Consider the following 23462-nt stretch of genomic DNA (forward strand, 5'->3'; position numbering starts at 1 on the left):
TTGTTTAATTTTGATAACTTGATAGCAAAATATTTTTAACATTTGATCTGTTTGAGTTACAACATGTTTTTCGGCAGGGGAAGAAAAGTGAACATCCTTGTTCATTTATTGCTCACTGCAGAGAGGGAGGGTTAAGGGGTCAGATCACGCCGTCACCGCCGTCAGAACACCATACCTGGCCGGAGGTAAATGAACATTCATCCGAGGCCAGCGTGACGTACAGCGGGGCAATCTCGACGGGCTGACCCGGACGTCCCAGCGGGGTATCGCCGCCAAACTCCTTCACTTTTTCCATCGGCTGGCCGCCGCTGGATTGCAGTACCGTCCAGTAAGGTCCGGGAGCGACCGCGTTGACGCGAATGCCTTTCGGACCCAGCTGCTTGGCTAAGGATTTGGTAAATACCGCCAGGCAGGCTTTGGTCTTGGCGTAGTCCAGCAGCACCGGGCTCGGCTTCACGGCCTGAACGGAGGAGGTATTAATGATAACGGACGAGGCTTTCAGGTGGCGCAGCGCCGCCTTTGTGATCCAGAAGGGGGCATAGACGTTGGTTTTAAACGTCGCGTCAAAATCTTCGGTAGTCAGCTCTTCAAGGGATTCACGGAACTGCTGACGACCGGCGTTATTGACCAGAATATCCAGCCCGCCCAGCTTCGAGACGGCTTCTTCGACCAGATTCTGGCAGAAGGTTTCGTCCCGAACGTCACCCGGCAGCGCGACGGCATTCCGGCCTTCGGCTTTGATCAGGTCGATGACCTCCGCGGCGTCTTTTTCCTCTTCAGGCAGGTAGTTAATGGCCACGTCTGCACCTTCACGGGCATAGGCGATGGCCACTGCGCGACCGATACCCGAGTCACCGCCGGTGATCAGCGCTTTTTTACCGGCCAGGCGGCCATGCCCTTTGTAGCTAGTTTCCCCGTGGTCGGGTACAGGTTGCATTTCGGATGCCAGTCCCGGTGGCGTTTGCGGCTGTTCCGGGAACGGGGGCTGCGGGTAAGCGTTCGTACGTTGTTGGGTATCACTCATAGCTGACTCCTTAAGCCAAGGGGTGAGATTTGATGGATAACTGCAGCGTTAACGCTTCGCTGAATTATTTCTGCAAACGATCGACACGGACGACGGCAGGAGATGATTTTTTATCAAGCGAACCGTTGATGTTGATCATCTGGTCGGGTTTTACCGTTCTGCCGTCGAAGACTGCCTGGGGAATAATAACGTCGATTTTTCCGGTTTTATCCTGAAATACAAACTTATCGCCGCTACCGTCAATAAGATTACCGCGTAATGAAATGGTCGCACCGTCGTGCAGTTGTTTTGCCTGATCGATGGTCATAATACGCGCGTCATCGGTTCCGCGATATCCGCTATCCAGGGCGTGGGGCGGCGGCGGGGCTTCACCTTTTTGTAACCCGCCGTTATTATCTGCCCATGCGGCCGGAACCAGAAATATCAAAAAAGCGGAAATAAGCGATAATTTCATCGGATATCCTTCATTTTGGGTGTCTTGACTTATTAAGTATTGTTGCTATTCCTTTATGTGGCAAATGTGATAAGTCCTAAAAACAATCGCGTTAGAAATCAAAATTATCGGATAATAAGCGAAACGGTGACGATGGCCATGAAGCGTGAAAATGAAAAGTTACCCGGGATAGAGGAAAGATATCGCTTGCTGACGTTTGAATACGCGTTTCGTCAGGTGGGGTTTATTGTTCTGTTAGGTATTATCGTTGCCGCCATTGCCGGTCTGTTTTCAAGCGGAATAGTCAGCGATACGGTAAAAACAAATTCCGCTAAGTCGCTGACCATAAACTATGAGCGCTTCGGGCGGCGGGAGACGGAGACACGGATACAGCTTGCGTTTCCGGTGAAAACGGAGGGAACCTATACCCTCAGCGTCACCAGCGAGAGTAGCGAGGCGTATGATCCAGGCAGCGTCTGGCCCCAGCCGGACGCCATGTTCAGCCACGGAAACAGCCTCTATTTTGTTTATCACAACCTGAAAAAGACGGATAACTTTTCGGTATTACTCTTTACCACACCGTCCCGGGCCGGTAAATGGAACTCGGTCATCCGCGTAAACAACGAGCCGGAGATCACCCTCTGGCAATTTATTTACCCGTAGGAGGCTGATATGGATATGGTCTTTCGTGCGCTGGCTATTTATCTGTTCCTCGTGGTGGTATTTAAAGTGGCCGGGCGACGCGCGCTGCTGCAGATGACCAGCTTTGACCTCATTCTTCTCCTGATAATTAGTGAAGCCACGCAGCAGGCGCTTCTGGGGCAGGATTTTTCCGTCACCGGCGCGATGATTACGATTACCACCCTGGTGGTAGTGGATATTATTTTTGGCCTTATGAAAAAATATTTTTCCCCGGTAGAGAATATTCTGGACGGCACTCCAGTGATTCTGGTGGAAAACGGCGTTCCCTTGGCGGATAAACTCAAAAAGGTCGATGTCTCTTGCGATGATATTCTGGTTTCCGCGCGTCAGAATAATGGCATTACCGAAATAAGCCAAATTAAATATGCCATACTTGAGCGCAATGGACATATTTCAATCATTCCTTTCGAGAAATAAGAGGCGGCAAGATGAGCAATCTTTTGCACGATAACCATTACACCGTCGGTGAACTGACAAAAAAACTGGCGAGCAAGTTAACCGATGCCGGGCTGCGCTTAACCACGGCGGAATCCTGCACCGGGGGAAAGCTCTCGGTGGCGCTCTGCGCTGAAGAGAACACGGCCGATTTTTATGATGTCGGGCTGGTGGTGTTCAGCGATGCCGCGAAAGCGCGGATCCTCGGCGTGCGTCCTGAAACGCTGGCGCGCTATACCGCCGTCAGCGAACAGACGGTGACCGAGATGGCCGCCAGCATCCGCGACATTGCCCAGGCGGATATCAGCATCGCCATCAGCGGATACGCTGGCCCGGAAGGGGGCGACGACGGCACGGCGGCGGGGACGGTCTGTTTTGCGTGGAACATACGTGGCGAGACGAAAACCCGTACCGTGCTTTTCTCCGGAGACTGTCAGGACGTGGTGGAAAAAGCGGTGCATTTTTCGCTGGCAGAGCTGGTAACAGCATTGTCGGACGGAAATAACGGTTGAGTTCACGTGGAGGTTCTATGGCTGTCATAGTGATTACCGGTGGGACGGCGGGCGTGGGAAAAGCCACGGCGCTGCGCTTCGCAAAAGCAGGTTACGATGTGGGCCTCATCGCCCGCGATGAAGCCAGCCTGCACTCCACCCAGGAAGAGTTGCGCCGCTTCGGCGTAAATGCGCACGCCGTGCAGGCGGACGTCGCCGACAGTCAGGCAGTGGTGGATGCGGCTAACGAGATTGAGTATCGCCTCGGTGCGATTGATGTCTGGGTCAACAACGCCATGGGGGCCGTGCTGGCACCGTTTCGTACCCTTACGCCGGACGAGTTTCGGCGCGTGACCGAGGTGACATACCTCGGCTACGTGAACGGCACCCGCGCGGCGCTTGAGCTTATGGTTCCGCGCGACAGGGGCGTGATTATTCAGGTAGGGTCCGCGCTGGCCTACCGTTCCATTCCCCTGCAGTCCGCCTACTGCGGGGCCAAAGCGGCGATTCGCGGGTTTTCCGATGCGGTGCGCACTGAGCTGATGCATGAGAACAGCCGGGTTCAGCTTTCGATGGTGCAGATGCCGGGGCTCAATACGCCGCAGTTCGAATGGGCAAGGAACAAGTTCGCGTGGGCAATGCGGCCGGTACCGCCGGTGTTCGAGCCTGAAGTCGCCGCCAGCGCCATCTTCAGGGTGGCGCAAAAGCCGGTGCGCGAGCTGTGGGTTGGCAGCAGCACCATTCAGTCGATTGTCGGGCAGTTCCTCTTCCCGGGTTTTCTGGACAGGCTGATGGTGAAGAAAGCCTGGGAAGGTCAGATGACCGACGATCTGAAAGCGCCGGACCGCCGGGATTATCTCGACCAGCCGGTTAACGACCTGCACAAAATCCATGGCCGTTTCACTGACGAAGCGAAAACCCGCGCGTCGTCCGTGACCTCCGGTATGCCGGGCAAAGTGGCGTTAGGGGCCCTTGCGGTGGCGGGTATTGTGTTGACGCGTTTGATAATCCGCCGGAAACCGTAATCAGCGCAGCGCGCTGCGGTGCGTCCAGAACCAGCGATAGCCGTAGCCGCCAAGGCTGAGCTCGACGGTTTTACCGCAAACCAGCGCGTCATCGTAGCGTTTGTCCGCGAGACAGGCGGTCCAGGTCGTGTTGCGGATCCCCTTCACGGTGAACTGCACCGGCTGGTCAATGAAGTTAACAAAGGTCAGGATACTGCGTTCTTCGGTCTCGTAATAGATCCCCAGCACCGCGTCACTGTCGATCGTGAGGAGCCGAAAGGGCGCAACGGCAATTTCGGGGAACTCCGAGCGGGTATTGGCGATATCAATGATGCGGTGCAGGAGCGAGTTGCGGTGGAGCAGCGAATCAGCGACGTTGATTTTTTGATAGCGGTAAGGACCGCGGTCGATAATCGGCGCGATAAATTTTTCCGGGTCGGCTGCCGGAAAACCGCCGCCTTGCGATCCTGCCCACTGCATGGGGGTGCGCACGGCGTAGCGCTCTTCCAGATCGAGGTCATCCCCCATGCCGATCTCATCGCCATAGCGCATCACCGGAACGCCGGGCAGGGAAAAGAGTACCGCGTGGCAGAACGCCAGCCGCTTCAGATCGCCGTTCAACATCGGCGCCAGGCGGCGGCGGATCCCGCGCTGGTAGACGTTCATCTCGTCGTCAGGGGCGAAGGTATCGAGGACAAACTGTTTGTCTTTCTGGCTGATGCCCTCCAGATCCAGCTCGTCGTGATTGCGCAGCCAGTTGGCAAAACAGCATGAATCGGGCGGGACGATCATTTTCTTCACCGCGTTGCGCAGCGGACGGGCGCTTTTGCGGGCCAGGCTAACGTAAAAATATTTGTTGAGCCAGAAATTGAGCACCAGATTCAGGCGGTCATTATTGCCAAAGTAGTCCTGATAGGCCTCCACCTCGACGTCCACTTCACCCAGCAGGATCGCGTCCGGATTATGCTCCTCAATCAGACGGCGCATATGTTCGAGGATCCACAGGCCCTTTTTTTCATCACCGTTTCCCGCCTGCGTGGTCAGGTGGGAGGCGGCATCCAGGCGGAACCCCGACACGCCCAGCTTGAGCCAGAAGAGGATGATGTTCTCGATCTCTTTCAGCACCGCGGGCGAGGTCAGGTTCAGGTCCGGTTCGTGGCGATAGAACATGTGCCGGTAGTATTGTCCCGCTTCGTCATCCCAGGTCCAGATGCTCTCCTCCACGCCGGGAAACATGGGGGGCGTATCGTCGTCGTCACTATCTGACCAGAGGTAGTAATCCCGATAGGGTGACGCCGGGTTACGGCGGGCCTGCTGGAACCAGGGATGCGCGTCAGAGGTGTGCTGGATCAGCAGTTCAATAATGACCTGCATGCCCAGCTCGCGGGCCTGTTCGATAAAGGCGATGATATCGGCCAGCTTTCCGAAGCGGGGATCCACCTGGAGATGGTCGCTGACGTCATAGCCTTCATCGAGAAAGGGCGTGAGATAAAACGGGGTGATCCAGATAACCGTCGCCCCCATGCGGCGAATGTACCGCAGCTTGGCCGCTATCCCGGCGATGTCCCCGCAGCCATCGCCGTTCAAATCATAAAAGAGTGCGGTATCAATCTGGTAAATAATGGCCCGTGTATGCCAGTCCGTCATAGCGTGCCTCAGTGATAGCCTTCAGTATCCGAAACCTTGCCCCGGAACACGTAGTAGCTCCACGCGGTGTACACCAGGATCACCGGAATAATCAGTAACGTCCCAACCAGCATAAACAGCTGGCTGGCAGGCGGGGCCGCGGCCTCCCACAGAGTGATACGCGGCGGAATAATGTTCGGCCAGAGGCTGATACCCAGTCCGCTGAACCCGAGGAAGATCAGCCCCAGCGTCAGCAGGAAAGGGCGCGCGTGGCTGGACGGATTGCGGGTCAGGCGCCAGATCAGCACGCTGAAGATCCCGACCAGCAGCGGAACCGGCAGGAACCAGAAGAAGTTGGGCAGGGTAAACCAGCGGTCGGCGACGTACTGCCAGCCGAGCGGCGTCCAGACGCTGACCACCGCGATAACCACCATCAGCGCCAGCAGCACGTGGCGGGTCAGTTCGCGCATGCGTTGTTGCAGCGCGCCTTCGCTTTTCATGATGAGCCAGGTGGTGCCCAGCAGCGTGTAGGCGACGACCAGACCGATGCCGCAGAAGAGGTTGAAAGGCGTGAGCCAGTCCAGCGAAGAGCCGACAAAACGTCGGCCCTCCACGTCAAAGCCGTTGATCACGGCGCCCACCACCACGCCCTGGCTGAAGGTGGCGAGCAGGGAGCCGCCGGCAAAGGAGTAGTCCCAGAATTTGCGGTGTGAAGGGGTGGCTTTGAAGCGGAACTCAAAGGCAACGCCGCGAAAGATGAGGCCGATCAGCATCGCGGTGAGGGGGATGGTCAGCGCATCAATGATCACCGCATAGGCCAGCGGAAACGCGCCGAACAGCCCCGCGCCGCCGAGCACCAGCCAGGTCTCGTTGCCGTCCCAGACGGGCGCCACGCTGTTGACCATCACATCGCGCTTTTTGGCATCGCCCACGAAGTTAAACAGCAGGCCAATCCCCAGATCGAAGCCGTCCATAATGATATACATCAGCGTGGCAAACACGATGATGGCAAACCAAATCACTGAGATATCGACGCCCATCAGATTCTCTCCTCTTCCGGAACAGACTCCGCGGCTGACAGCGGACGGGCAGGCGTGCCCGAGGTGTTTGACGTCAGCGTATCAACGGGCTGAGGACCTTTCTTAATCAGCCGGATGAGATAAACATAGCCCACGCCAAATACGGATGAGTAGACGACGAAGAACGCCAGCAGGCTAATGCTCATCTGCAGGGTGCTGTGCAGCGATACCGCGTCGATGGTGCGCAGGTAGCCATAGACAACCCACGGCTGACGGCCTACTTCGGTGGTCACCCAGCCGGCAAGCAGCGCGACCAGCCCCGCAGGCCCCATGCAGAGGGCAAACCACTGGAACGGACGCGAGTGGTAAAGTCGATGGCGATAGCGTAGCCAGAGGCTGAGCAGACCGAGGGTAATCATCAGCAGCCCCATCCCTACCATAATGCGGAACGACCAGAAAACGATGGTCGAGTTGGGGCGATCCTCTTTCGGGAAGTCTTTCAGCGCCGGGACCTGTTTATCCAGGCTGTGCGTCAGAATCAGGCTGCCGAGCGCGGGGATCTCCAGACCGTATTTGGTGCGCTCTTCCTCCATATCCGGCAGGCCAAACAGCAGCAGAGGGGTGGCCTCGCCGGGCGGATTTTCCCAGTGACCCTCAATAGCGGCGATTTTGGCTGGCTGATGCTCAAGCGTGTTCAGGCCGTGCATATCGCCCACCACCGCCTGGATAGGGGCGACCAGCAGCGCCATCCACATCGCCATCGAAAACATGGTGCGAACGGCGGGCGTATCGTTACCGCGCAGCAGATGCCAGGCGGCCGACGCGCCGACAAACAGCGCGCTGCTCAGGAACGCGGCGATAGCCATATGAATAAGACGGTACGGGAAGGAGGGGTTAAAGACGATCGCCAGCCAGTCCTGCGGGATCACCTGCCCGTTTTCGATAGTGAAACCCTGCGGCGTATGCATCCAGCTGTTGGAGGCGAGGATCCAGAAGGTCGACATCAGCGTGCCGAGCGCCACCATGCAGGTCGAAAAGAAGTGCAGCCCCGGGCCGACCTTGTTCCAGCCGAACATCATGACGCCGAGGAATCCGGCCTCCAGGAAGAAGGCGGTTAATACCTCGTAGGTCAGAAGCGGGCCGGTAATGCTGCCCGCGAACTGGGAGAACCCGCTCCAGTTGGTGCCAAACTGGTACGCCATCACCAGCCCGGAAACGACGCCCATGCCGAAGTTAACGGCAAATATCTTTAGCCAGAAGTGGTACAACGATCGCCAGACGTCGTTTTTGGTGCGCAGCCACATGCCCTCCAGCACCACCAGGTAGCTGGCGAGACCGATGGTGATCGCAGGAAACAGGATGTGGAACGAGACGGTAAAAGCGAACTGAATTCTGGCCAGATGAAACGCATCGAGTTCGAACATGGTCCGTACCTCTGAGACGATGGGGCACGCGAATTGCCGGGCAGGTCAGGCCTGCCCGGCAAACCGATTACGGTTTAGTCTTACCGGCACCCAGCTCGGCACCGGTCAGCGGGTCGGAATGTGGATCGGACTTCGTGCGGGCAGACATCGCCTTAACCAGGGTTGCCTGCTCGGTTGTGAGCGTCACGCTGGCACTGCCATCGCCGCCATCCACCGCAGGCTGGGGGGACTCAACGTAATCGAAATGTTTATCGCTGTTCCAGCTTCCGCGAACCTCTCCACCTTCAGACATATTGTAGTACTTGTTGGTGAATTCCTCGATTGGCGGCAGTTTTCCCGGCGGGAAATTATTACGGATGGACTGCAGCGCCTTCTCAAAGGAGAGCTGATGCGCCGCCTCACGCGTCATCAGAAACGCCAGGGCATCTTTAACGCCGGGATCGTCAGTCACGTTGATCAGCCGTTCATAGATGATTTTGGCTCTGGCCTCGGCCGCCACGTTCGAACGCAGATCTGCCGTCGGCTCGCCAATGGTGTCGACGTAGGCCGCCGTCCAGGGTACGCCCGCTGAGTTGGTTAGCGGGGTTCCGCCGCCGTAGAGCAGGGAGGTGATGTGGCTGTCATTCCCGTTTTCGGTCATGGAGCGATACAGCTCGGCCTCATTTTCCACCCCTTCCGCCAGCGCGCCCTTGGCACCTTTATTCAGCATACCGACCAGGGTACCGATGATTTCGAGGTGGCTTAACTCCTCGGTCGCGATATCCATCAGCATGTCTTTACGGCCCGGATCGTCATCGCTCAACCCTTGCGTAAAGTAGCGGCAGGCGGCGGCCAGTTCACCCTGCGGTCCGCCAAATTGTTCCAGTAAAAGGTTGGCCAGGCCGGGATTCGGTTCGGCGACGCGAACCGTGTATTGCAGCTGTTTGACGTGTCGAAACATGCTCACTCTCCTGTGGGTTATTTTTTCGCTTCGACACCCGACGCGTCTGAACGCAGCAGGAACTGTTCCGTCGTTTGCGGGATATGACGAATCAGCCAGTCGGCCATTTCGCGCTCTTCGGCGAGGATCGTCTCAATAGCGGGTATCGAGGCGGTGTCACCCGCTTTTTTGGCCGCCGCCAGCAGGGAGGTATAGCAGGCGATTTCAAACTGTTCGAAAACATAGCCGCTGATAGAGCCCTTCACGATTTCGTCAGAAGGGAACATGCCGCCGATGGATTGTCCCAGCGCCGCCATTTTGCTCATCGAGTCTTTTAAGACCGAACGAGAAATATCATTACGGTCGAGGATTTCCTCCAGCAATGTGATTTGCCGTTTTGTCTCATTAATATGTTGCTCAATTCTGGCGCGAACATCAGGATAATTATCGATACGGCTGGCCATGGATTCCAGCATAGATTCGGCTTGCTTTTCCATTGCATGGGCATCGCGTAGCCAGTCATGGTAGTGTTCTACGTGATTCATCATTGTATCCTCATTAGGGGTTCGCTTATTTGGTCTCACTTTCAGCAGCCTGATCGGCACGTGCGGCACTGTAGCCAGATAAATGGCCGACAATATTGGCATAAATACTGATGATAATGACCCATAGCACGCTGTTCTTCCACCAGATGACGGAAGGGATAGCGAGAATGAACCATATTATCGCTGCCGCTAAATGGCACCGTTTAATTGTCCTGGGACTGATGCTCATTTTATTTAACCTGTATTATCGCGTCATTTCTGCGCTTTTTGGTTAATATTGCCAACGGCCAGGTCGGTGAGTTTAAGGTCGGTCTCTTTCTCTTCTTCCAGCGTTTCGGCAAGAAGCTTAACGGCTTTTTTATAGCCGAGCTGTTCTGCCAGAGTGGCAAGGGTACCGTAGCTGGCTATTTCGTAATGTTCCACTTTTTGCGCAGCGGCAATTAATGCGGCATCACGGACTTCATTTTTTTCCGTGCTTTCGATGACTTCATTAGCTTCTTCAATTAAGCCTTCCATTGCGACGCATTTCATGCGCTTGAGCTTGATGCCGTCTTCCTGTTCCACGATCTGGTCGATGCGTTCGATCTGACCTTGCGTCTCTTCAAGGTGTGCGGTAAAGGCGGCGCTCAGCTTCTCGCTGGAGGCGGCGCGGGCAAGCTTGCTTAACGCTCGGGTAAGCTGCTTTTCTGCGCTGTAGGTATCCGACAGAAGATGAATAAATACATCCTCTACACTTTTCATATTCATAATTATTACGCTCCGGTAAAATAAAGAAAGGGTACTGCGAGCTTTTCAGCCCGCAGCATGCTCTCTGGTTTTATTAAAAGAGTACTAAATAAGATCAGGAGTTATCAGATTTACGGCCTCCGCCGTGACTGTTCTGTCCCCCTTTCTTACCCGCTTCAGATGCGCGTTGCGGATCGTTTTTAAAATTACCACCGCTGTGCTGGCCACCTTTACGTCCAGCTTCTGATGCTTTTTCACGGTCTTCAGCGAAATTACCGGAACCACCACGATGCTCTGCCATATTAAACCTCATAGTCATATATTGGTTATGTCAGTACGATACGAAAATATTCCGTATCACTCGTCGTTCGAGTAATAACTCTAGTCGCTGTGTGCGATCCGTCAAATGCGTTTTGCTATTTGCGGTTGCGTTATTTTTAAATATTTGTAAATTTGCGCTTCGCTTGCGTTGGAAATATGGATAGACAGGAAGGACTTGTAAACAACTGTTCAGATTATTCCTAACTTTGAGCTAAAAATTTGAAAGCTGAGGATAAAAATAATGACGCACTCAAATTGGTTGATTTCCAGCCAGGGGAAAATAAAAAATACTCCTTTATAGCTAGAAAGCGAAACCATAAATAATTATAAGGAAAATCCTGGATAAAAAGCGACAGGCGCGAAAGGGCGGTTTCGTTAAGGCTTGTTCAGAGGCCAGTCGCACACGGTTTGACCACTGTCGTCTTAAGATCACAAATCAGAAATCTTTCCCCCCGGAAGGAACGGGTTTCTCTACACTCCAGGTAATATTCACTGGAGGCATGACATCATGGCGAACACCATCACGGCTGATGACATTCGGGAACACTTTTCGCAGGCTATGTCGGCGATGTACCAGCAGGAAGTTCCGCAGTACGGCACCTTGCTTGAACTGGTAGCGGACGTAAACCTGGCGGTGCTGGAAAATGATCCACTATTACATGAACAACTGGCAAACGCCGATGAGCTTGCGCGTCTGAACGTCGAGCGTCACGGGGCCATCCGCGTCGGCAGTGCGCAAGAACTTTCAACCCTGCGCCGTATGTTTGCCATTATGGGGATGTACCCGGTCAGCTATTACGATCTCTCCCAGGCGGGGGTGCCGGTCCACTCAACGGCATTTCGGCCGATTGATGATGCGGCGCTGTGCCGTAATCCGTTCCGCATCTTTACTTCGCTGCTGCGCCTTGAGCTGATTGAAAACGTCGCGCTGCGCGAACGTGCGGCGGAAATTCTGTCTCACCGAAACATCTTCACCCCGCGCTGTCTGGCGCTTCTCGATCTGTATGAATCGGAAGGGCAGTTTACCGTCGAGCAGGCGCAGGAGTTTGTGCAGGAAGCGCTGGAAACCTTCCGCTGGCACCGCCATGCGACGGTCGATCAGGAGACCTATCTCGCGCTGCATAACGAGCACCGGCTGATCGCCGATGTGGTCTGCTTCCCAGGCTGTCATATTAACCACCTGACGCCGCGCACGCTGGATATTGACCGGGTGCAGGAGCTGATGCCGAAGTACGGTATTGAGCCGAAAATTTTGATTGAAGGGCCGCCGCGTCGCGAGGTGCCCGTCCTGCTGCGTCAAACCAGTTTCAAGGCGCTGGAAGAGCCGGTGCTGTTTGCCGGTGAACACAAAGGCACCCACACCGCGCGCTTCGGTGAGATTGAGCAGCGCGGCGTGGCGCTGACCCCGAAAGGCCGGGAACTGTACGATAGCCTCCTTGCCCAGGCCGGAACCGGCAAAGATAACCTGACGCACCAGCTCCATCTGCAGGAGATCTTTAGCGCCTTCCCTGACAGCGAACTGTTAATGCGCCGTCAGGAGCTGGCGTATTTCCGCTACCGTCTGACGCCAGCGGGTGAAGCGCATCGCCATGCGTTCCGGCCGGGCGACGATCCGCAGCCGCTGATCGAGCGCGGATGGGTCGTCGCACAGCCGATCACCTACGAAGATTTCCTCCCGGTCAGCGCCGCGGGGATTTTCCAGTCCAATCTCGGGAACGAAACGCAGGCCCGCAGCCATGGTAACGCCAGCCGCGATGCGTTTGAAGCGGCCCTCGGCTGCCCGGTGTATGACGAATTTACCCTCTATGAGGAGGCTGAAACGCGCAGCAAACAGCGTTGCGGTTTGCTCTGAAAGCGTTACTCTGCTGGGGTGTGATGGAAAAAATAAGGTCGTTATGCAAAATCCTTCCGCCCCTGTGGTTGAAACGCGCCAGGGCGCACTGTCTGGTTTAACCGATGAAAATGTCCACGTCTGGTGCGGTATTCCTTATGCCGCACCGCCCGTTGGCGAGTGGCGCTGGCGCTCCCCGCGGCATCCTGAGCCGTGGGATGGCGTTCGCGAGGCTACCGCTTTTTCGGCCTCAAGCTGGCAAAGCAGCGAATATTGCCAGGAGCTGGGCGGGGGCGATCCCGGTCAGTTCTCGGAAGACTGCCTCTATCTGAACGTCTGGTCTCCCACAGAGCGCGCCGGGCCGCTTCCGGTTATGGTCTGGCTGCACGGCGGCGGCTTTACCATCGGTGCGGGTGGCTTACCGCCCTATAACGGCAAAGCGCTGGCCACGCGCGGCGTGGTTGTCGTGACGATCAACTACCGTCTCGGCCATCTCGGCTTTTTCGCCCATCCCGCGCTGAAAGGCGAGGAAGATCGCGTGGTGCATAATTTTGCCCTGCTGGATCAGATCGCCGCCCTCGAATGGGTAAGGGACAATATCGCCGCATTTGGTGGCGACCCCGCTAACGTGACCCTGTTTGGCGAATCCGCTGGCGCGCGCAGCGTGCTCTCTCTGCTGGCCTCTCCGCTTGCAGAAGGATTGTTCCATAAGGCGATTGTGCAAAGCGGGTACACCTTGCCGGACACGCCGCGAGAGCAGGCGTTGCAAAAAGGGGAGGCGCTGGCCGCCCATTTTGGCCTGGAACAGGCGACAGCCGAACAACTGCGCGCCATTCCGCCGGAGGCGTTCTGGCCGCTCACCGCGCCGCTGAACATTGCTCCGGCCCCCATCGTCGGGGATTGCGTTCTGCCTGAAGCGATGCTGGACGTCTTTTTCGCCGCTCGCCAGCACCCCGTGCCGGTAATGATCGGCTCGAACAGCGATGAGGCCAGCGTGATGGCGGTGTTTGGCATCGATCTCGCCGGGCAAATCCAGAAGCTTCGCCGGGAGCGACGCTTCGGGCTGGGGCTGATTAAGCTGCTCTATCCGGGCGTCAAAGGCGATGAGGAGCTGGGCAGGCAGGTGTGCCGCGACATGGCGTTCACTACGATGGGCTACGTCGTGATGCAGGCGCAGCAGCGCGTCGGCGGATTGTGCTGGCGTTACTGGTTTGACTATGTTGCGGAAGCGGAACATGCCACCTATATCAACGGCGCGTGGCACGGCAATGAAGTGCCTTACGTCTTTGATACCCTCGGCCAGGTGGAGCCTTCACGCCAGTATGTCAACGAACGGGATGTGCAGTTTGCTGCTCAGGTGGCCGATTACTGGGTGAGCTTTGCGCGAGACGCAGGACCTCGCGAGGTCCTGCCCGGGCCGACGCACTGGCCCGCATGCCGTAAAGGGCGGGACGTATTATTACGCATTGGCGTGAATAAACATGCAGGTTTTAGGCTTGAAAACCGCTTTATGCGCGCCCGGATGAGCCTCTTCAAACGGGTGATGAAGCACCACGTCAGCCTCGATTAAGCAAACAGGCGCGAAACGCCGCCAGCCCATTTTCCTCCCCTGGCGTTTCGCGCAGCACCAGCCGGTAGCTCGCGCCGGTTTTTATGCTGGTTTCATAAGGCCGCATCAGTCTTCCCGCGCGGACATCTTCGGCCACCAGCGTTTCGTCGGCAATGGCAACGCCCAGCCCCTGAATAGCGGCCGTGATGGCGAGATCCATCGTGTCGAAGTGTTGATTTTTGTGCATGGCAAAGCCCGGGCCTTCCTGTTTCGTCAGCCACAGTGACCAGTCTGTCTTATCCCTTGTCGGGTGCAGGAACGTCAGCGATCCCAGCGCTGCACCCGCCCGCACCGGGCTTATCACCGGGGTGAGCGCCTCTTCGAACAGCAGGTCGCCTGCGCTCATGTGCGTGCCGAACACGATGGCCGCGTCGTAAGATTCGGTTTTGAAATTGACGTTATGATCGGTGGTGGTGGTCAGGGCGATCTGCAGATCCGGCTGCTCACGCTCCACCTCCAGCAGGCGCGGCACCAGCCAGCGCATGGCGCAGGTGGGCGCCTTGAGCCGGATCACGGTTTGCTGGCTGCGGGCCTGGTCGGCCACGGTCAGCAAGTGTTCGAACGCAGACTGCAGTTCCGGGAGCAGGGCGCAGCCCTGTGAAGAGAGGCGCAGGCCGCGCGCGTGACGTTCAAAAAGCGGAAAGCCAAACCAGGCCTCGAGGGAGGCTATCTTGCGGCTCACGGCCCCCTGCGTCAGACAAAGCTCTGCGGCAGCATGGGTGAGATTCAGGTGACGCGCGGTGACTAAAAATGCGTCGATGGCATTGAGCGGGAGCGAACGGCGCGACATGAAAACACCTCAGCTATGCATTTTTCTCATGGCTATTATGACAACAATTCGATTGTCCCGACAACAGAGATGTTGTTTGAATAGTTATGCAATGTCCATGAAAAGGGAAAGAGGATGACTTTACAAACGCCTGTGCAAACGCGCTCCAAACTGCCCGATGTGGGCACCACGATCTTTACCGTTATCGGCCAGCTCTCGGCGCAGCATAACGCGATAAACCTTTCTCAGGGCGCACCGAATTTTTCCTGCGACCCGAAGCTTGTTGCGGGCGTCACCCGCGCGATGGAGGCAGGGCATAACCAGTACGCGTCGATGACCGGCCTGCAGACGCTCAAAGAGCGCATTGCCGATAAAATTGCCACGCTTTACGGCACGCAGTATGACCCGGGCCGCGAGGTGCTGGTGACCGCCAGCGCCAGCGAAGGGCTCTACTCGGCAATCAGCGGGCTGGTGCATCCGGGCGATGAGGTGATCTACTTTGAGCCGTCATTTGACAGCTACGCGCCGATTGTCCGCCTGCAGGGGGCAACGCCGGTTGCCATCAAGCTCACCGTGCCAGATTTTGCCGTGAACTGGGACGAGGTTCGCGCCGCGATCACCCCGCGCACGCGCATGATCATCATCAATACGCCGCACAACCCGAGCGGTCAGGTCTTCTCCGCCGACGATCTGCAGCAGCTGGCGGCGCTGACCCGCAATACTGACATCATTATTTTGTCTGACGAAGTGTACGAACACGTGGTGTTTGACGGTGAGCCGCACCACGGGATGGCTACGCACCCGCAGCTGGCGGAGCGTAGCGTGATTATTTCTTCTTTCGGAAAAACCTATCACGTCACCGGCTGGCGCGTGGGTTACTGTGTTGCACCGGCGGTACTGATGGACGAGATTTGTAAAGTCCATCAATTTTTAATGTTCTCTGCCGATACGCCAATGCAGCACGCGTTTGCTGAACATATGGTCGACCCGCAAACCTGGCTGTCGCTGTCGGCGTTTTACCAGCGCAAGCGCGATCTGCTGCACAGTCTGCTGGCCGATTCGCCGTTTACGCTGCTGCCAAGCGCCGGCTCGTTCTTCATGCTGGCGGACTACAGCCAGTTCAGCGACGAGCGCGACAGCGAGCTGGTGAAACGGCTGATCGTTGAGTACGGTGTTGCCACCATTCCGCTGTCGGCGTTTTATGCGGACGGTACGGATAATAAATTGATTCGTCTCTCTTTTGCGAAAGATGAGGCGACGTTACGGGCAGGTGCCCAGGCCCTGTGTCGGGTTAAACCACGCTAAGGAGTTTGAGATGAAATTACGCGCGCTAGTTGTCGGCATGGGATTGCTGTGTACCTTTTCCTCCTTCGCAGCGTCCGAGCTGCGTTACGGTCTGGAAGCCGAATATCCGCCGTTTGAAAGCCGCAATGCGGCAGGCGAACTGGAAGGATTTGACGTTGAGCTGGGGAATGCCATCTGCAAAGCGGCAGCGCTGAAGTGCAGCTGGGTGGAAACCTCGTTTGATGCGCTGATCCCGGGGCTGGTGGCGAAGAAATTCGACGCCATCAACTCGGCGATGAATATCACCGAGCAGCGCCGCAAGAGCATTGATTTTACCCAGCCGATCTACCGTATTCCGTCGCAGCTGGTCGGCAAGGCCGGCACGGCGGTTGAGGCAACCCCAGAAGGGCTGAAGGGCAAAACCATCGGCGTGCTGCAGGGCTCCATTCAGGAAACCTATGCCAAAGAGCACTGGGAAAAGCAGGGTGTCACCGTGGTGTCGTATAAAGATCAGAATATGGCCTGGGGCGATCTGCTGAATGGCCGTATCGACGCCTCGCTGGTCATGTCCGCGGCCGGGCAGGCAGGTTTCCTCAGCAAGCCGCAGGGAAAAGGGTTTGGCTTCATCGGCAAACCGGTGTCTGACGACACCATCCTCGGCAGCGGGATCGGTTTTGGGTTGCGTAAAGGTGACGAGGCCACCAAAAAGCAGCTTGATGCCGCAATTGATAAGGTACGTGCCGACGGCACGATCGCCAAACTCGCTGATAAGTACTTCCCGGGTATCGATGTCAGCGTAAAATAACCGCCTCATTGGCCCCGTCAGCTGATGTCCTGACGGGGCATTTTTATACACATTTTCCAGGCTTTCTTTACACCACTTTCGGGCCGTTCTGGTCGACAGAAAATATTTCTCACTTTGTTCATATAATCACCGGCCAACAATTGGATTCTTAACCATTTTTGTTTAGGCTGTGCGTTCTTTCTTGCCGTCATTTCGCCGAGCGCGGAACACATTCACACGACCATAAGGACGTTTTTCCAGGCATGAATCGCAGACGTTTTCTAAAAGGCTCGCTGGCAGTGGCAGCCCTGAGCGGCACATCCGGCCTTGCTTCCCTGTTTTCCAAAGCGGCATACGCTGCCGACTCTGACATTGCTGACGGCCAGAGCCGTCGTTTTGACTTCTCCGTACTGCAATCCATGGCGCATGACCTGGCGAAAACCCCGTGGGGTGGCGCGCCGCGTCCGCTGCCGGAGACGCTGGCAACCATGACGCCGCAGGCGTACAACGCCATTCGCTACGACGAAAAGCAGTCTCTGTGGAACAACATTGAAGGGCGTCAGCTGGACGTGCAGTTCTTCCACATGGGAATGGGGTTCCGCCGCCGCGTGCGGATGTTCTCGCTGGACCAGTCGACCTCTATGGCGCGCGAGATCCACTTCCGTCCTGAGCTGTTCAGCTACGGTGAAACGGGCGTGGATACCAAACAGCTGGAAGGGCAAAGCGATCTCGGCTTTGCGGGCTTCCGCGCGTTTAAGGCGCCGGAGCTGGCGCGTCGCGATATCGTCTCTTTCCTGGGGGCCAGCTATTTCCGCGCGGTGGACGACACCTACCAGTACGGCCTTTCCGCCCGCGGTCTGGCGGTAGACACCTTTACCGACACGCCGGAAGAGTTCCCGGACTTTACCGCCTTCTGGTTTGAAACCGTCAAGCCCGGCGACACCACCTTTACCGTCTATACGCTGCTGGATAGCCCGAGCATCACCGGCGCCTATAAGTTCGTGATCCACTGCGAGAAGAGCCAGGTGATCATGGAGGTGGAAAACCACCTCTATGCGCGTAAGGACATCAAGCAGCTCGGCATTGCGCCGATGACCAGCATGTTCAGCTGCGGCAATAACGAACGCCGCATGTGCGACACCATTCACCCGCAAATTCACGACTCCGACCGCCTGGCGATGTGGCGCGGCAACGGGGAGTGGATTTGTCGTCCGCTGAACAACCCGCAGAAGCTGCAGTTCAATGCCTATATGGATAAAAACCCGAAAGGGTTCGGGCTGCTGCAGCTCGATCGCGATTTCTCGCACTATCAGGACGTGATGGGGTGGTACAACAAGCGCCCAAGCCTGTGGGTGGAACCGCGCAACGACTGGGGTAAAGGCGCGGTTGGCCTGATGGAGATCCCGACCACCGGCGAAACGCTGGATAACGTGGTCTGCTTCTGGCAGCCGGAAAAAGCCGTCAAAGCAGGCGACGAGCTGGACTTCAAATATCGTCTCTACTGGAGCGCGATGCCGCCGGTGCGCTCCCCGCTGGCGAACGTTTATGCGACCCGCACCGGCATGGGCGGCTTCCCGGAAGGCTGGGCTCCAGGGGAAAACTACCCGAAAGTGTGGGCCCGTCGCTTTGCGATTGACTTCGTGGGTGGCGACCTGAAGGCCGCTGCGCCAAAAGGCATCGAGCCGGTGATTACGCTCTCCAGCGGTGAAGCGAAGCAGGTAGAGATCCTCTACGTTGAGCCGTTTGACGGCTATCGCATTCTGTTTGACTGGTACCCGACGTCGGATTCGACGGAGCCGGTGGATATGCGCCTGTTCCTGCGCTGTCAGGGCGACGCCATCAGTGAAACCTGGCTGTACCAGTATTTCCCACCGGCGCCGGATAAACGTCAGTACGTTGACGACAGGGTAATGCGTTAACCCTTGTGGGATTGTGCCGGGTGGCGGCTTCGCCTTACCCGGCCTACAGTTTCGAAACGTAGGCCGGGTAAGCGCTAGCGCCACCCGGCAATTGAGAGGCACCATGTCTTCAGAAATCATCCCCGTCACCCAGGATATCGAACTTCGCGCCGTCGAAGAGCGCTACACCGCCGACCTGCACAATCTCGTTGTTAAAAACAGAGTCTTTCTGCAAACCGCCTTTGACTGGGCGCAGCACGCGATCAGCGAAGAGGACACCCGCCGCAACGTGCAGAGCAACCAGATGCTGCATCAGCGCGGCTACGCCAAAATGTTTTTGATTTTCAAGGATGATGCGTTAGTTGGCGTCCTGTCGTTCAACACCATTGAACCGACCAACAAAGCCGGCTACATCGGCTACTGGCTGGATGAAGCCCACCAGGGGCAGGGCATTCTCTCTCAGTCACTGCAGGCATTTATGCGCTACTACGCTGAACGCGGTGAGATCCGCCGTTTTGTGATCAAGTGTCGGGTGGCGAATCAGCACAGCAACAGCGTTGCCGTGCGCAACGGTTTTACGCTGGAAGGGTGCCTGCGGGAAGCGGAATACCTGAATGGCCGCTTTGACGACGTGAATATCTACGGCAGGATTTATACCCTATAACGCACCCAGCAGCGGCGTGCGGGTGATGCGCTGGTCGCCGTTTATCACTTTTTCGCCGCGCAGATGAATGCTCTCGCCAGCAAACGCTTCTATGACCGCATCGTCGGTGATTTCAACCCGATGCTCGATAAGCACATCCCCGCTGATTCGCGCGCGCCCCTGGATCACCACTTTATCATCCAGCATGATCGGCCCGCCGCGCAGCCATGCCTGACCGCCAATCAGGACGTGATGCTTGATGACGCAGTTGCCTTCAACCACGGCATTCTCCGCAATCTGCGAGCTGTAGCGCACCGTCGGGATGGCATCGTCGTCGAAACCTGCTATCACGCGGGCGTTGCCGTAGACTTTCGCGCAGTCGCACACCCAGACGTTGTTGAGTTCGTTACCCTCCAGGATCGCGTTGTCGAAGACTTCGGCCCGGTGTTCAACGAAGGCAAAATTAACCATCGCCTCGCCGTAGATTTGCGCCTGGTGCACAATGCGCGACTGGCTCACCGTCGCCTTATCGTAGATTTGGAGGATCTGTTCATGATCCGGCGTCAGCCCTTTGGCGGCAATGACCACGCTGTGATGCAGCACGCGCGCGTCGCCGTAGATATGGCACTCGCCCCGTACGCAGGATTGCTGAATAGTGACGTTGTCACTTATTCGCGCCCCGTGGCTGACCTCCGCGCCGTCCACCCAGCAGCTGTCGTTGATATGCGCGTCATGGCTAATGATGCATGGAAGGGTAAGACGCGCGTTGCCGGATACGGTTGCCCCGGCGAACACCACGCTGTTTTCATCGTAGATCCAGCAGTAGCCGTCCTGCGCGAGGGCGCGCTCATCGTCAATCCAGCCGCCTCTCGTGCCGACCGTCACGTCGTTAAAGTCCGCCGTGGCGATGATCTGCCGCAGCGTAGCGGCGTGGGTGGTTTCGCCGTTTTTCCATTGCCAGAGGCGGGTTTCATCGCTGAGCCGGTACTTTTTCATCGTTTGATCTCTGGTAAACATCTCAACTAAACGTAGCAAATTTTCGGCTTTTCGTTTTGCTGGCATCCGCTGCAGAAACCGCTTAAAATGGCATTTAAAATACATTTTAAAAATTAAAATTAATGAATAAATTTAACAAACCCCAACAGGTACTTAACTTGCCCGCAGTGTATTTTGGCATGGTGCTTGGCATCATCGGGATGGGTTTCGCCTGGCGTTACGCCAGCACCCTCTGGCCAGTGACGCGTTGGCCGGGTGAGGGCCTCGTAGCCCTTGCGGTGATATGCTGGTTTCTTTTAACGGTCGCGTTTGTGACGCGAGCGATCCGTTTTCCCCGCAGCGTGCTGGCAGAGATGCGACACCCGGTGATGAGCAGTTTTGTCAGCCTTTTCCCGGCCACCACGATGCTGGTCGCCATCGGTTTTGTCCCCTGGTTTCGCGCGGTGTCACTGGCATTGTTTGGCATTGGCGTGGTGGTGCAGCTTGCATACTCCGCCTGGCAAAGCGCCGGGTTATGGCGCGGGAAACATCCGCAAGAGGCGACCACGCCTGGATTATATCTGCCTACGGTGGCGAATAATTTTATCAGCGCGATGGCATGCGGTGCCCTGGGCTTCAACGATGCAGGGTTAGTCTTCCTTGGCGCAGGCGTCTTTTCCTGGCTCAGCCTGGAACCGGTTATTCTTCAGCGTCTTCGTAGTGCAGGAGAACTGCCCTCCGCACTGCGTACTTCATTGGGTATTCAACTGGCGCCCGCGCTGGTGGCATGTAGCGCCTGGTTCAGCGTAAATGGCGGTCAGGCGGATACGTTTGCGAAAATGCTGTTCGGCTATGGTCTGCTGCAGCTGCTATTTATGCTCCGCCTGATGCCATGGTATTTGTCCCAGCCGTTCAATGCCTCATTCTGGAGTTTTTCCTTTGGCGTATCGGCCCTGGCAACCACGGGTCTGCATCTGGGACAAAGCAGTCCGACGGGCTTTTTTCACGCCATTGCCGTGCCGCTGTTTATCTTCACCAACGCGATTATTGGGTGGCTGTTGGTGCGTACATTGATTCTGCTGCTTCAGGGCAAACTTCTGGTTCGTGCTGATAAAGCGCAGCTTATGCAATCCGAGGAACAATAATGACCGTCGATGAGAATTACTTCACTGAGAAATATGGCTTAACGCGTACCCATTCAGAAGTGCTGTACAGCGCGGAGATCGTGAAACCCGGTAAAACGCTGGATCTGGGCTGCGGCAACGGCCGTAACAGCCTTTATCTTGCAGCCAACGGCTACGATGTCACCGCGTGGGACAAGAACCCGATGAGCATCGACAATATCGAGCGCATCAAGGCGGAAGAAGGGATCGCTAATCTGCATACCGCGATTAAGGATCTGAACAACCTGAGCTTTGACGGCCAGTACGATTTTATTCTCTCTACCGTGGTGATGATGTTCCTGGAGGCAAAAACCATCCCGGGCCTTATCGCCAATATGCAGCGCCGCACGACGCCGGGCGGTTACAATCTGATTGTTGCCGCCATGGATACGGCAGACTACCCCTGCACGGTCGGCTTCCCGTTTGCGTTCAGGAGCGGTGAGCTGAGCAACTACTACGAAGGCTGGGAGTTGCTCAAATACAACGAGGACGTTGGCGAACTGCACCGCACTGATGAAAACGGCAACCGCATCAAGCTGCGCTTTGCCACGATGCTGGCACGCAAGCCCGCTTAACGGGCGGCGAGCAGGCAGATCTGCAGGGCAGTCTTATAAGACGCCTCAAACGACGACAGCGGCAGGAATTCAAACTTCGAGTGGAAGTTATGCGCCCCGGTGAAGAAGTTCGGGGTGAGTAGCCCTTTAGCCGAGAGCGCCGCGCCGTCGGTGCCGCCGCGCATCGGCGTCGGTTTCGGCGTGATGCCGAGCGATTCCATCGCCTCGAACATCAGATCGATGGCACGCCGGTCTTCGCCAATCGCATTGCTGATATTGCTGTAGGTATCTTCAATGCGATAGTCCACTTTGGCCGTCGGATATTGGGCGGCAATCAGCGCGGCCACGTCGGCAATCTGCTGCTTGCGCGCGACAAAGCGCTCCTTGTCAAAGTCGCGGATATTGGCCTTAAGAACGGCCTCGTTCTGTCCGGCCTGAATGCCGTTAAACCAGATATAGCCTTCACGTCCCTCGGTGCACTCGGGCGTTTGCTGGCGGTCAAAATGGCTGATGTAGTCAGTCGCCATCAGCAGGGGATTCACCAGCACGCCTTTCGCGGACATCGGGTGCGCCGTCACGCCGGTAAAGCGGATTTCAGCGGCTGCCGCATTAAAGTTTTCGTAGACAATTTCCCCCAGCTCGCAGCAGTCGATGGTCCAGGCGAAGTCGACGTCAAAGCGCTTAAGATCGAGCGCTTTTGCACCGTTCAGGCCGATCTCTTCGTCAGGCACAAACGCCACGACGATATCCCCATGCTGATGTTCCGCCGTCAGGTTTTCCAGCACCGTCATGACCACCGTGACGGCCGATTTATTATCGGCGCCCAATACGCTGGTTCCGTCGCTGAAAATAATCTCCTCGTTCGGATAAGCCAGAATTTCAGGGTGCTCCTCTACCCGCAGCCAGATGTCTTTCTCTTTATTCAGACAGAGATCTTCACCGGTAAACGTTAATATTTGTGGATGAATATCCGGTGAAAGTCCCACGTCGACGGTATCAATATGGGTAATAAAGCCGATGCGCGGCGCACCGGGCACGTTGCCTTTTTTTACCGCCGTTACCGTGGCAAATTCATCAATCACAATATCGTCTAACCCCAGCTGTGCCAGCTCCTGCGCCAGCTCGCGCGCCATGTCGTGCTGGCCCGGCGTTGAGGGCAGAGTTTTGACTCTGGGATCGCTCTGGCTGGTGATCGCGAGATAGCGGAAAAAACGGTGCGTTAATTGTCTGGAAAGCGGCGAGCCCATAGTGATTTGTTCCTTATTTATTTTTCGGGTGTTTGC

Annotated in this window: 25 protein-coding genes; 12 read left to right on the plus strand and 13 right to left on the minus strand. The window is 56.5% G+C overall.

All coding sequences use genetic code 11. The annotated features are described in order from the left end of the window. Nucleotides 1–139: 139 nt before the first annotated feature. Nucleotides 140–1024, minus strand: coding sequence for an SDR family oxidoreductase (locus tag PI91_RS13610; protein WP_039266380.1), 885 nt, complete (start codon nt 1022–1024; stop codon nt 140–142). A 64-nt stretch (nt 1025–1088) separates the two neighbouring features. Then, entirely contained in the window at nt 1089–1478 is a 390-nt protein-coding gene (locus PI91_RS13615; RefSeq protein ID WP_023344108.1) for a YdeI family stress tolerance OB fold protein, read from the minus strand. A gap of 138 nt (nt 1479–1616) precedes the next feature. On the opposite strand from PI91_RS13615, the gene PI91_RS13620 reads away from it, so the two are divergent. The 4 genes from PI91_RS13620 to PI91_RS13635 are packed head-to-tail and all read left to right on the plus strand — an operon-like array spanning nt 1617 to nt 4110. Further along, on the plus strand, nt 1617–2120 hold the full coding sequence (locus PI91_RS13620; protein ID WP_032637998.1) for a hypothetical protein: 504 nt from the start codon (nt 1617–1619) through the stop codon (nt 2118–2120). A gap of 9 nt (nt 2121–2129) precedes the next feature. Further along, nucleotides 2130–2576: a DUF421 domain-containing protein gene (locus PI91_RS13625; protein ID WP_008502280.1), complete on the plus strand. Its 447-nt coding sequence runs from the start codon at nt 2130–2132 to the stop codon at nt 2574–2576. An 11-nt stretch (nt 2577–2587) separates the two neighbouring features. Then, nucleotides 2588–3106 carry a 2-oxo-tetronate isomerase gene (locus tag PI91_RS13630; protein ID WP_023292456.1) on the plus strand — a complete coding sequence of 173 codons (519 nt, stop codon included), beginning with the start codon at nt 2588–2590 and terminating at the stop codon, nt 3104–3106. A 17-nt stretch (nt 3107–3123) separates the two neighbouring features. Further along, nucleotides 3124–4110 carry an SDR family oxidoreductase gene (locus PI91_RS13635; RefSeq protein ID WP_039266381.1) on the plus strand — a complete coding sequence of 329 codons (987 nt, stop codon included), beginning with the start codon at nt 3124–3126 and terminating at the stop codon, nt 4108–4110. Here the strand turns inward: PI91_RS13635 and PI91_RS13640 are convergent, their stop codons facing one another. From PI91_RS13640 to PI91_RS13675, 8 genes are all read right to left on the minus strand, one after another. Further along, complete coding sequence (locus PI91_RS13640; RefSeq protein ID WP_039266382.1) at nt 4111–5736, minus strand: alpha-amylase family protein; 1626 nt, start codon at nt 5734–5736, stop codon at nt 4111–4113. 8 nt (nt 5737–5744) lie between these two features. Further along, the gene (cydB, locus tag PI91_RS13645; RefSeq protein WP_023344112.1) at nt 5745–6755 is read right to left on the minus strand and encodes a cytochrome d ubiquinol oxidase subunit II; all 1011 of its coding nucleotides are present in this window, start codon (nt 6753–6755) and stop codon (nt 5745–5747) included. Next, nucleotides 6755–8158 (minus strand): cytochrome ubiquinol oxidase subunit I, encoded by a 1404-nt coding sequence (locus tag PI91_RS13650; RefSeq protein ID WP_021242535.1) that lies wholly within the window; start codon nt 8156–8158, stop codon nt 6755–6757. Before PI91_RS13650 ends, cydB begins: the two co-directional genes overlap by 1 nt. 67 nt (nt 8159–8225) lie before the next feature. Continuing rightward, a complete protein-coding gene (locus PI91_RS13655) occupies nt 8226–9098 on the minus strand; it encodes a manganese catalase family protein (protein WP_008502274.1) in 873 nt (290 codons plus the stop codon). A 17-nt stretch (nt 9099–9115) separates the two neighbouring features. Further along, nucleotides 9116–9622 (minus strand): ferritin-like domain-containing protein, encoded by a 507-nt coding sequence (locus tag PI91_RS13660; protein ID WP_014883791.1) that lies wholly within the window; start codon nt 9620–9622, stop codon nt 9116–9118. Nucleotides 9623–9647: 25 nt separating this feature from the next. After that, nucleotides 9648–9851, minus strand: coding sequence for a hypothetical protein (locus PI91_RS13665; RefSeq protein WP_008502273.1), 204 nt, complete (start codon nt 9849–9851; stop codon nt 9648–9650). 23 nt (nt 9852–9874) lie between these two features. Further along, nucleotides 9875–10369, minus strand: a complete 495-nt coding sequence (locus PI91_RS13670) for a ferritin-like domain-containing protein (RefSeq protein ID WP_008502272.1) — start codon at nt 10367–10369, stop codon at nt 9875–9877. 94 nt (nt 10370–10463) lie between these two features. Further along, a complete protein-coding gene (locus PI91_RS13675) occupies nt 10464–10649 on the minus strand; it encodes a general stress protein (protein WP_004150795.1) in 186 nt (61 codons plus the stop codon). 528 nt (nt 10650–11177) lie between these two features. On the opposite strand from PI91_RS13675, the gene PI91_RS13680 reads away from it, so the two are divergent. Both PI91_RS13680 and PI91_RS13685 read left to right on the plus strand, forming a co-directional pair. Next, nucleotides 11178–12521, plus strand: coding sequence for a VOC family protein (locus PI91_RS13680; RefSeq protein ID WP_008502270.1), 1344 nt, complete (start codon nt 11178–11180; stop codon nt 12519–12521). A 43-nt stretch (nt 12522–12564) separates the two neighbouring features. After that, a complete protein-coding gene (locus PI91_RS13685; protein WP_039266383.1) occupies nt 12565–14070 on the plus strand; it encodes a carboxylesterase/lipase family protein in 1506 nt (501 codons plus the stop codon). Here the strand turns inward: PI91_RS13685 and PI91_RS13690 are convergent. Then, entirely contained in the window at nt 14057–14899 is an 843-nt protein-coding gene (locus PI91_RS13690) for a LysR family transcriptional regulator (RefSeq protein WP_008502268.1), read from the minus strand. The genes PI91_RS13685 and PI91_RS13690 overlap by 14 nt on opposite strands. Nucleotides 14900–15013: 114 nt before the next feature. Between PI91_RS13690 and PI91_RS13695 the strand changes: the two genes are divergently transcribed. The 4 genes from PI91_RS13695 (at nt 15014) to rimL (ending at nt 19508) form a co-directional block, all read left to right on the plus strand. Further along, complete coding sequence (locus PI91_RS13695; protein ID WP_039266384.1) at nt 15014–16183, plus strand: pyridoxal phosphate-dependent aminotransferase; 1170 nt, start codon at nt 15014–15016, stop codon at nt 16181–16183. Nucleotides 16184–16193: 10 nt separating this feature from the next. Further along, on the plus strand, nt 16194–16967 hold the full coding sequence (locus PI91_RS13700; protein WP_021242531.1) for a transporter substrate-binding domain-containing protein: 774 nt from the start codon (nt 16194–16196) through the stop codon (nt 16965–16967). Between the two features lie 242 nt (nt 16968–17209). Then, nucleotides 17210–18865, plus strand: a complete 1656-nt coding sequence (locus PI91_RS13705) for a glucan biosynthesis protein D (RefSeq protein WP_021242530.1) — start codon at nt 17210–17212, stop codon at nt 18863–18865. 103 nt (nt 18866–18968) lie between these two features. Continuing rightward, nucleotides 18969–19508, plus strand: a complete 540-nt coding sequence (gene rimL, locus PI91_RS13710; protein ID WP_023344117.1) for a 50S ribosomal protein L7/L12-serine acetyltransferase — start codon at nt 18969–18971, stop codon at nt 19506–19508. Here the strand turns inward: rimL and ydcK are convergent. Next, nucleotides 19503–20483 (minus strand): YdcK family protein, encoded by a 981-nt coding sequence (gene ydcK, locus PI91_RS13715; RefSeq protein ID WP_023344118.1) that lies wholly within the window; start codon nt 20481–20483, stop codon nt 19503–19505. The two genes, rimL and ydcK, sit on opposite strands and share 6 nt — an antisense overlap. A gap of 122 nt (nt 20484–20605) precedes the next feature. Between ydcK and tehA the strand changes: the two genes are divergently transcribed. Together tehA and tehB are read left to right on the plus strand one after the other, a co-directional pair. Then, entirely contained in the window at nt 20606–21607 is a 1002-nt protein-coding gene (tehA, locus tag PI91_RS13720) for a dicarboxylate transporter/tellurite-resistance protein TehA (protein WP_039266386.1), read from the plus strand. Next, a complete protein-coding gene (gene tehB, locus PI91_RS13725; RefSeq protein ID WP_023344120.1) occupies nt 21607–22200 on the plus strand; it encodes a tellurite resistance methyltransferase TehB in 594 nt (197 codons plus the stop codon). Before tehA ends, tehB begins: the two co-directional genes overlap by 1 nt. On the opposite strand, the gene pepT is transcribed toward tehB, so the two are convergent. Then, on the minus strand, nt 22197–23426 hold the full coding sequence (gene pepT, locus PI91_RS13730) for a peptidase T (RefSeq protein ID WP_023344121.1): 1230 nt from the start codon (nt 23424–23426) through the stop codon (nt 22197–22199). The two genes, tehB and pepT, sit on opposite strands and share 4 nt — an antisense overlap. Nucleotides 23427–23462 lie beyond the last annotated feature (36 nt).

The organism is Enterobacter sp. FB (genome assembly GCF_000805795.1).
In the GTDB taxonomy this organism is placed as follows: Bacteria; Pseudomonadota; Gammaproteobacteria; order Enterobacterales; family Enterobacteriaceae; genus Enterobacter; species Enterobacter roggenkampii.

Bases quoted from the DNA above. Each gene is read 5' to 3' on its own strand.
- PI91_RS13610 (WP_039266380.1), bottom strand. From the start codon at position 1,024: ATGAGTGATACCCAACAACGTACGAACGCTTACCCGCAGCCCCCGTTC.
- PI91_RS13615 (WP_023344108.1), bottom strand. From the start codon at position 1,478: ATGAAATTATCGCTTATTTCCGCTTTTTTGATATTTCTGGTTCCGGCC.
- PI91_RS13620 (WP_032637998.1), top strand. From the start codon at position 1,617: ATGAAGCGTGAAAATGAAAAGTTACCCGGGATAGAGGAAAGATATCGC.
- PI91_RS13625 (WP_008502280.1), top strand. From the start codon at position 2,130: ATGGATATGGTCTTTCGTGCGCTGGCTATTTATCTGTTCCTCGTGGTG.
- PI91_RS13630 (WP_023292456.1), top strand. From the start codon at position 2,588: ATGAGCAATCTTTTGCACGATAACCATTACACCGTCGGTGAACTGACA.
- PI91_RS13635 (WP_039266381.1), top strand. From the start codon at position 3,124: ATGGCTGTCATAGTGATTACCGGTGGGACGGCGGGCGTGGGAAAAGCC.
- PI91_RS13640 (WP_039266382.1), bottom strand. From the start codon at position 5,736: ATGACGGACTGGCATACACGGGCCATTATTTACCAGATTGATACCGCA.
- cydB (WP_023344112.1), bottom strand. From the start codon at position 6,755: ATGGGCGTCGATATCTCAGTGATTTGGTTTGCCATCATCGTGTTTGCC.
- PI91_RS13650 (WP_021242535.1), bottom strand. From the start codon at position 8,158: ATGTTCGAACTCGATGCGTTTCATCTGGCCAGAATTCAGTTCGCTTTT.
- PI91_RS13655 (WP_008502274.1), bottom strand. From the start codon at position 9,098: ATGTTTCGACACGTCAAACAGCTGCAATACACGGTTCGCGTCGCCGAA.
- PI91_RS13660 (WP_014883791.1), bottom strand. From the start codon at position 9,622: ATGAATCACGTAGAACACTACCATGACTGGCTACGCGATGCCCATGCA.
- PI91_RS13665 (WP_008502273.1), bottom strand. From the start codon at position 9,851: ATGAGCATCAGTCCCAGGACAATTAAACGGTGCCATTTAGCGGCAGCG.
- PI91_RS13670 (WP_008502272.1), bottom strand. From the start codon at position 10,369: ATGAATATGAAAAGTGTAGAGGATGTATTTATTCATCTTCTGTCGGAT.
- PI91_RS13675 (WP_004150795.1), bottom strand. From the start codon at position 10,649: ATGGCAGAGCATCGTGGTGGTTCCGGTAATTTCGCTGAAGACCGTGAA.
- PI91_RS13680 (WP_008502270.1), top strand. From the start codon at position 11,178: ATGGCGAACACCATCACGGCTGATGACATTCGGGAACACTTTTCGCAG.
- PI91_RS13685 (WP_039266383.1), top strand. From the start codon at position 12,565: ATGCAAAATCCTTCCGCCCCTGTGGTTGAAACGCGCCAGGGCGCACTG.
- PI91_RS13690 (WP_008502268.1), bottom strand. From the start codon at position 14,899: ATGTCGCGCCGTTCGCTCCCGCTCAATGCCATCGACGCATTTTTAGTC.
- PI91_RS13695 (WP_039266384.1), top strand. From the start codon at position 15,014: ATGACTTTACAAACGCCTGTGCAAACGCGCTCCAAACTGCCCGATGTG.
- PI91_RS13700 (WP_021242531.1), top strand. From the start codon at position 16,194: ATGAAATTACGCGCGCTAGTTGTCGGCATGGGATTGCTGTGTACCTTT.
- PI91_RS13705 (WP_021242530.1), top strand. From the start codon at position 17,210: ATGAATCGCAGACGTTTTCTAAAAGGCTCGCTGGCAGTGGCAGCCCTG.
- rimL (WP_023344117.1), top strand. From the start codon at position 18,969: ATGTCTTCAGAAATCATCCCCGTCACCCAGGATATCGAACTTCGCGCC.
- ydcK (WP_023344118.1), bottom strand. From the start codon at position 20,483: ATGAAAAAGTACCGGCTCAGCGATGAAACCCGCCTCTGGCAATGGAAA.
- tehA (WP_039266386.1), top strand. From the start codon at position 20,606: ATGAATAAATTTAACAAACCCCAACAGGTACTTAACTTGCCCGCAGTG.
- tehB (WP_023344120.1), top strand. From the start codon at position 21,607: ATGACCGTCGATGAGAATTACTTCACTGAGAAATATGGCTTAACGCGT.
- pepT (WP_023344121.1), bottom strand. From the start codon at position 23,426: ATGGGCTCGCCGCTTTCCAGACAATTAACGCACCGTTTTTTCCGCTAT.